Source organism: Thioalkalivibrio sp. ALE31 (assembly GCF_000377405.1).
Lineage (GTDB): Bacteria > Pseudomonadota > Gammaproteobacteria > Ectothiorhodospirales > Ectothiorhodospiraceae > Thioalkalivibrio.
Genome location: NZ_KB905021.1, coordinates 57,967 through 64,675, shown reverse-complemented (window position 1 = coordinate 64,675; position 6,709 = coordinate 57,967). Strand labels below are relative to the sequence as shown.

10 protein-coding genes are annotated in these 6,709 nt (G+C 67.2%); 7 read left to right on the top strand and 3 right to left on the bottom strand.

The features are described 5' to 3' along the window. Nucleotides 1-195: 195 nt before the first annotated feature. On the bottom strand, nt 196-675 hold the full coding sequence (gene smpB / locus D103_RS0103745) for an SsrA-binding protein SmpB (protein ID WP_018879902.1): 480 nt from the start codon (nt 673-675) through the stop codon (nt 196-198). A gap of 197 nt (nt 676-872) precedes the next feature. Between smpB and D103_RS0103740 the strand changes: the two genes are divergently transcribed. Genes D103_RS0103740 through D103_RS0103730 form a run of 3 tightly spaced genes read left to right on the top strand, consistent with a single transcriptional unit; the run spans nt 873 to nt 3,053 of the window. Then, the gene (locus D103_RS0103740; RefSeq protein ID WP_018875875.1) at nt 873-2,231 is read left to right on the top strand and encodes a sodium-dependent transporter; all 1,359 of its coding nucleotides are present in this window, start codon (nt 873-875) and stop codon (nt 2,229-2,231) included. Continuing rightward, nucleotides 2,231-2,671 (top strand): type II toxin-antitoxin system RatA family toxin, encoded by a 441-nt coding sequence (locus D103_RS0103735; protein ID WP_017940350.1) that lies wholly within the window; start codon nt 2,231-2,233, stop codon nt 2,669-2,671. The genes D103_RS0103740 and D103_RS0103735 overlap by 1 nt, the downstream gene beginning before the upstream one ends. A 4-nt stretch (nt 2,672-2,675) precedes the next feature. Continuing rightward, nucleotides 2,676-3,053 carry an RnfH family protein gene (locus D103_RS0103730; RefSeq protein ID WP_018875874.1) on the top strand — a complete coding sequence of 126 codons (378 nt, stop codon included), beginning with the start codon at nt 2,676-2,678 and terminating at the stop codon, nt 3,051-3,053. 45 nt (nt 3,054-3,098) lie between these two features. Here the strand turns inward: D103_RS0103730 and D103_RS0103725 are convergent, their stop codons facing one another. After that, nucleotides 3,099-3,461 carry an outer membrane protein assembly factor BamE gene (locus D103_RS0103725; protein ID WP_018875873.1) on the bottom strand — a complete coding sequence of 121 codons (363 nt, stop codon included), beginning with the start codon at nt 3,459-3,461 and terminating at the stop codon, nt 3,099-3,101. 98 nt (nt 3,462-3,559) lie between these two features. On the opposite strand from D103_RS0103725, the gene fur reads away from it, so the two are divergent. Both fur and D103_RS14275 read left to right on the top strand, forming a co-directional pair. Continuing rightward, nucleotides 3,560-3,985 (top strand): ferric iron uptake transcriptional regulator, encoded by a 426-nt coding sequence (gene fur, locus D103_RS0103720; protein WP_017940353.1) that lies wholly within the window; start codon nt 3,560-3,562, stop codon nt 3,983-3,985. 476 nt (nt 3,986-4,461) lie between these two features. Continuing rightward, complete coding sequence (locus D103_RS14275) at nt 4,462-4,671, top strand: hypothetical protein (RefSeq protein WP_018875872.1); 210 nt, start codon at nt 4,462-4,464, stop codon at nt 4,669-4,671. A 291-nt stretch (nt 4,672-4,962) separates the two neighbouring features. On the opposite strand, the gene D103_RS0103715 is transcribed toward D103_RS14275, so the two are convergent. After that, nucleotides 4,963-5,652, bottom strand: a complete 690-nt coding sequence (locus tag D103_RS0103715; protein ID WP_018875871.1) for a glutathione S-transferase family protein — start codon at nt 5,650-5,652, stop codon at nt 4,963-4,965. Between the two features lie 115 nt (nt 5,653-5,767). On the opposite strand from D103_RS0103715, the gene D103_RS0103710 reads away from it, so the two are divergent. Next, complete coding sequence (locus tag D103_RS0103710; protein ID WP_017940403.1) at nt 5,768-6,208, top strand: RNA-binding S4 domain-containing protein; 441 nt, start codon at nt 5,768-5,770, stop codon at nt 6,206-6,208. Next, nucleotides 6,205-6,672 carry an NUDIX hydrolase gene (locus tag D103_RS0103705; RefSeq protein ID WP_026280259.1) on the top strand — a complete coding sequence of 156 codons (468 nt, stop codon included), beginning with the start codon at nt 6,205-6,207 and terminating at the stop codon, nt 6,670-6,672. The genes D103_RS0103710 and D103_RS0103705 overlap by 4 nt, the downstream gene beginning before the upstream one ends. Nucleotides 6,673-6,709 lie beyond the last annotated feature (37 nt).

The following is a 6,709-nucleotide window of genomic DNA, read 5'->3' as shown; positions in this document are numbered from 1 at the left end:
AAACACCGGATGTCGAACCAGGACCAGCCACCACAAGGCAGGGGCCGGACCGGAGGCACCGTAAACACCAGACGACGAACCAGGACCAGCCACCACGAGGCAGGCGGCCGGACGAAGGGACCGTAAACGGCGAGGGACGGGGCCGGGGCGACCGGCGCGAGCCGGAACGGGGACGGCGGGCGGGGTGCCGCGGCGTTAGTTGTGCTTCAAAATCCGCGCCCGCTCGCGCTCCCAGTCCTTGTCCTTCTTGGCGGCGCGCTTGTCGAATTCCTTCTTGCCCTTGGCCAGCCCGATCTCGAGCTTGGCGCGGCCACGCTTCCAGTACAGGGCCATCGGTACCAGGGTGTAGCCCTTGCGTTCCACCGCGCCGACCAGGCGGTTGATCTCGGAGCGGTGGAGCAGCAGCTTGCGCGTGCGGCTGGGGTCGGGGTTGATATGGGTGGAGGCGGTGGGCAGCGGGGTGACGTGGGCCCCGAACAGGAAGGCCTCGCCGTTGCGCAGCAGCACGTAGGCCTCGCTGAGCTGCGCGCGCCCGGCGCGCATGGACTTGACCTCCCAGCCCTCCAGCTCCAGCCCCGCCTCCAGGCGGTCCTCGATAAAGAAATCGTGGCGCGCCTTGCGGTTGAGCGCGATGGTGCTGGAGTTGTCGCCGCCTTGTTTCTTCTTCTTTCCCATAACCCGCGCAGTGTACTGCAGGCGGCGCGGCGAAGCAGTCGGCATGGGCCTGCATCCGTGGTGAAAGTTGAGCCTGAGGACCCGCTGCCCCACAATTCCGGCGGACTCGGCGACGCGCTGTGCGCCCGGGCCCGGGCGCTGCCCGGGCGCGATGGCCGCGCACACGCCTTCCGTCTCCGCTCACAAAGGAGCCACTGATGCCTGCCACGACCTCGATCCACGGGCAATGGACGACCCGCCTGGCCTTCATCCTGGCGGCCACCGGTTCGGCCGTCGGCCTCGGCAATATCTGGCGCTTCCCCTATATCGCCGGCGAGAACGGCGGCGGGGCCTTCGTGCTGGTGTATCTGGGCTGCATCCTGCTGATCGGCCTGCCGGTGATGATGGCGGAGATCCTGCTGGGGCGGCGCGGGCGCCAGAGCCCGATCAACACGATGGCCGCCCTGGCGCGCGAGGAGGGGCTCACGCGCGCCTGGGGGATGATCGGCTGGATCGGGGTGCTCGCCGGGTTCCTGATCCTGTCCTTCTACAGCGTGGTGGCCGGCTGGTCGCTGTCGTACGTCTTCAAATCGGGCACGGGCGGCTTCCTCGGGCTGGACGCGGACGGTTCCGAATCGATGTTCGGCAACATGCTGGCGGACCCGGAGGCGCTGCTGGCCTGGCACACCATCTTCATGGTGATGACGGCGATGGTGGTCGCGCGCGGGGTGCAGTCGGGCCTGGAGAAGGCGGTGACGATCCTGATGCCACTGCTGTTCGTGATGCTGGTGGTGATGGTCGGCTATGCAATGGTCGAGGGGCAGTTCTTCGCCGGCCTGCAGTTCCTGCTGTATCCCGATTTCTCCGCGCTGTCGGCGAACGCGGTGCTGCTGGCGATGGGCCAGGCCTTCTTCACGCTCAGTCTCGGGATGGGCGCGATCATGATCTACGGCAGCTACCTGCAGAGCGAGGCGTCCATTGCGCGCACCTCGGCGGCGGTGGTCGGGGCGGATACCCTGGTGGCGATCATGGCCGGGCTGGCGATCTTCCCCATCGTGCTCGGGGCCGGGCTGTCGGCCGAGCAGGGGCCGGGGCTGATCTTCGTGACCCTGCCGCTGGCGTTCGCCGATATGCCGGGCGGACTGTACTTCGGCACCATGTTCTTCGTGCTGCTGGTGTTTGCGGCCTGGACCTCGGCGATCTCCATCATCGAGCCGGCGGTCGCCTTCCTGGTCGAGAACATGGGTCTGACCCGGGTGATGGCGACCGCGATGATCGCCATCGGGGCCTGGTTCCTGGGGATTGGCGCGCTGCTGTCGCTGAACGTCTGGTCCGACTACACCCTGTTCGACATGGGCATCCTGGACCTGCTGGACTACGTGACGGCCAACATCCTGCTGCCGCTGGGCGGCTTCCTGATCGCGATCTTCGTGGGCTGGCGGATGACCGAGCGCTCGGTGCAGTCCGAGCTGCGTATGAAGCACCCGGCGCTGTATCAGGTCTGGTACTTCCTGGTGCGCTTCGTTGCTCCGGTCGCGATCCTGTTTGTCTTCCTGCGTGCGGTGGAGTTGATTTGATGGCCTCGAAGATTCGCCGCTACGCGGATGTGCCCTACACCCAGGAGCAGATGTTCAATCTCGTGAACGACGTCGATGCCTATCCGGAATTCCTGCCGGGCTGTCGCAGTGCGTCGGCGCGCCCGCGCGGCGAGCACGAGGTGGAAGGCACGATCGAACTGGCCAAGGGCGCGTTGCACAAGTCGTTTACTACCCGCAATACCCTGAAACGCCCGGAGAGCATCGACATGCGCCTGGTCTCCGGGCCGTTCCGGCGACTGCACGGGACCTGGACCTTCAGCCAGGTGGAGGGCGGAAAGACCCGTATCGCCCTGGAGCTGGAATTCGAGTTCGCCAACCGCATCATGGCCTTCGCGATCGGGCCGGTGTTCAACCAGATTGCCAATTCGCTGGTCGATGCCTTTGTCCAGCGCGCGCGCGAGGTCCACGGTGCCGGATAGTCCCGTGGCCCCGGCCGCCGCGGACGGCATGATCCGCGTGGAGGTGGCCTATGCGCGGCCCGACCGCCAGGTGATCCTGCCACTGGTGGTGCCCGAGGGCACCACGGTGGATACCGCGCTGCGCCAGTCCGAGATCGAGCTGCAGTTTCCGGAGATTGATCTGGAGAATGCGAAGGTCGGGATCTTCGGCAAGATTACCCGGCGCGACACCGTGCTGCGGCCGCGTGACCGTATCGAGATCTACCGTCCGCTGATCGCGGACCCGAAGGAGGTGCGCCGCCAGCGCGCCGGAAAGGGGCGCAAGAAGAAGCCGGGCAAGGGCGATGCGGACGCCGGGGGCGAATCGAAGAAGGACGCAGGGCCGGAGAACGCGGAGGAATAGCGAGAGCCCTGTGAGCCCGCGGCACTTCGGGGATGCGGGCGAGCGTCAGTCGTTGTCCATGTCCACCGGGTGCTCGTCCAGCGCGACCGGCTGCGGGATGTCGGCATCCACGTGGCTGACCACGCCGTTCGCAAAATGCACTGTGACCCGCTGGCGCTCGGTCGCCCCGAAGCCCGGGCGGCGGTAGTAGACGTAGTCCCAGCGCTCATGGGCGCGGAAGGCGGGCTCCAGCTGGGGCGACCCCATCAGGAAGCGGACCTGCTGCGGCGTCATGCCGGGCTGGATCTGCGCCACCTGGACGGGGTCAATCACATTGCCCTGTTGTACATCCAGACGGAACTGGTTGAGGCCGCCGCAGGCGCTCAGCAGGCTTGCGGCCACGGCGATAGAAATGAGAATCTTGATCATCTGAGCGGGCGGTCCTCGGCGTCTGGTGGGCCGTGAACGCGCATGGTACACCAAAGCGTCCCGCCGCTCTCAAGCGGATCGGACCGGGAAAACAGGCAATGGAAACCAGTAATCTCAAGAAGGCGGGACTCAAGGTCACGCTGCCGCGGATGAAGATCCTCGAGATCCTCGAGACTTCGGAGACCCGGCATCTGACGGCCGAGGCGATCTATCGCGAGCTGCTCGAATCCGGCGAGGAGATCGGCCTGGCCACGGTGTATCGCGTGCTGACCCAGTTCGAGGCGGCCGGGCTGGTCTGTCGCCTGCACCTGGAGGGCAACCAGGCGGTGTTCGAGCTGGAGCGTGGTGGCCACCATGACCATATCGTCTGCAACCAGTGCGGGCGGGTCGAGGAGTTTTTCGACGAGACGATCGAGCGGCGCCAGCGCGAGGTGGCCCAGCACCACGGTTTTTCCATCAAGGATCATGCCCTGGTCCTGTACGGCGACTGTAACGACCACGCCTGTCCCCACCGCCCGGCCTGACCGCTATCGGTGTTTTACTCACCGCGGACCGGCTGGCACCGGTTCGGCCTCCGGAGTTTAAGGTGCCTTCGTCCGGCCGCCTGCCCTTTGGTGGCTGGTCCTGGTTCTGCATCCGGTGTTTACGTGCCTTCGGCTCACCGCCTGCCCTGTTGTGGCTAGGCCTGGTTCGTCCTCCGGTGTTTACGTGCCTTCGGTCCACATACTGCCGTGCGCTGACTCGCCAGCGCGCCCCGAGTGACTTCTTTGCTCGTGCAAAGAAGTCACCAAGAAACACGCCCGACTGCCGCGACCCCGGCCCGCTGTGCGGGCCGGGGTTTCCCTCGCTCCGAGGGTTTTCGCGGGCGGCGCTGAACTCGCTGCGCCTGCGGCTCCGCTCAGACATCCAGCGCCTTGTCTCCTGCGAAAACCCTCTCCACTCGGCGCGACGACAACGGGGGGTCAAGGTCAAGACAACGGCGGTCCACAGGTTCGTGGTAATGGATCAAGGCTGGGTCTTCCGGCATCTGGGCACGCTCGGCCTTGGGCCGTTGCGTGCCGCGCCCGCAGCGCGGGCGCCGGAGGCTTTCGGATGGCAATACCTATTGTTGTGTCGTGGGGCTGGAATACCTTCTGTCTTGACTTTCCTCTCCCGTATGGAGCCCCTCGTGGAGGGCGTGATGGGCCGGGAGAAGGCGCTGGATGTCTGAGCGGAGCCGCAGGCGCAGCGAGTTCAGCGCCGCCGGCCCAGCACGTCCGGAGCGAGGTTCCCGGGCGAAATCCGGGTGCCCTTCTTTGGGTACTTTCTTGGGCAAGCAAGAAAGTACCTCGGGGCGCGCTGGCGAGTCAGCGCCTGGCAGGCGGCGGACCGGAGGCACCGTAAACACTGAGGACGAACCAGGACCAGCCTCAACGAGGCAGGTGGTAGACCGTAGGCAGCCAGCATGTCCGATGCCGAACCGGGCGCGACCCCAGGGGTGGGTGGTCGGGAAAAGCCCGGGTCAGGCGGACCCGTCGAGCTGCGCCGCGAAATGCGCCGGCGCGTAGCCTTCCTGCTTGCGCAGATAGTCGGCCAGCTGGGCCGCAAAGTCGGCCGGGACCGAGTCCCGCACGGCCGGCATCTCGCGCAGCCGCTCCCAGCGCTGCGCCAGCCGTGGAAACGCCTCCGCCTCCCAGGGGCTGTCCGGGTCCGCAAGCAGCGCATAGCGCATCAGGATCGGTGCCAGGGTCGCGTCGATCAGCGAGAAATCCGGGGTGGCCAGGCGATCATCCCGCGTCATCTGTTGTTCCAGGCGCTCCAGCCCGCGCGCGGCCGTATGGCGCGCGAGCTCGAAGGCGTCCTCGGTGGCGGCCGTCATCCAGTGATACTGGGCGAAGGTCTGTTCCGAGAGGTACTCGATCCACGCCCGGGTGCGGGCCTGTTCCAGGGGGTCCACCGGCATCAGGGCGGGCGGGGTGATGGCATCGATATACTCGTTGATCACCGCCGACTCGAACAGCACGGTGTCGTCGTCGACGATCAGCACCGGCACCTTGCCGAGCGGCGAGCGCGCGCGGAACCACTCCGGCGGGTCGGCCAGATCGATCAGGCTCAGTTCGAACGGGGCCTGCTTGTATTTCAGCGTGATCACGCTACGCTGGACAAACGGACAGATGGCGAAACTGATCAGGTGCAGATGCGGCAGATTCATGAGGGTCCTTGGCGTCCTGGGTCGGGGCAGGTCACGGTCCGGATGACCGCGGAACGTCGGTGCCTGGCCTGGAAAGGTTGCGCATTGTCCCCCCTCGCGCAGGCCCGGGGAAGCCTTGGCCAGGGGTAGCGGCCACCACGAGGCGCCCAGCGCCGGGCTGCGGATCGACAAGTGGCTGTGGGCCGCGCGTTTCTACAAGACGCGCGGGCTGGCCAGCGAAGCGGTTGGCGGCGGCAAGGTCCACGTGAACGGCGAGCGCTGCAAGCCGGCGCGGCGCGTGCATCCCGGTGACCGCCTGACGATCCATCGGGGCCCGCAGGTCTGGGAGCTGGACGTGGTGGGGCTGAACGAGCAGCGCCGGCCGGCCCGCGAGGCACAGGCTCTGTACGAGGAGACCCCGGAGAGCCAGGCCCGGCGCGAGGCGGAAAGCGAGCGCCGCCGGGCCGAGCGCGCGGTGGCGGACAGTGCGCCCAGCCGCCGGCCGGACAAGCGCGAGCGGCGCAAGATTCGCCGTTTTATTCGCCAGGATGACAGCGACAGGAGCGAATCCGAGTGACATGCCTCGAAGGCAGTGGCCCTCCGGTGACCCCGCGTGTGGCGGTGGATCTGGTGATCCGTCATCCGGCCCAGCCCGGTCGGGTGCTGGTGATCGAGCGGCGCAACCCCCCGCATGGCTGGGCGCTCCCCGGGGGCTTCGTCGACGTTGGCGAGTCCGCCGAGCATGCCGCGGTGCGCGAGGCGCGCGAGGAGACCGGGCTGGAGGTCGAGCTGGAGGTGTTGCTGGGCGTTTATTCCGACCCGGAGCGCGATCCGCGCGGGCATACCGTCAGCGCGGTCTATATCGCCCGTGGCCGGGGCGAGGCGAAGGCCGCCGACGATGCCACCGACTGCGCCTGGCTGGACCCGGAGGATCCGGATCCGGTCCTGGTGTTCGATCACCGGCGCATCCTCGATGACTACCGCCGCTGGCGTCTGACCGGTGAAACCGCCGCGCCGCGCCCGGTGCGAAAAGCGGGATGAAGCCGGCCAAGCTGTTACCATACGGCGCTTTCGACCA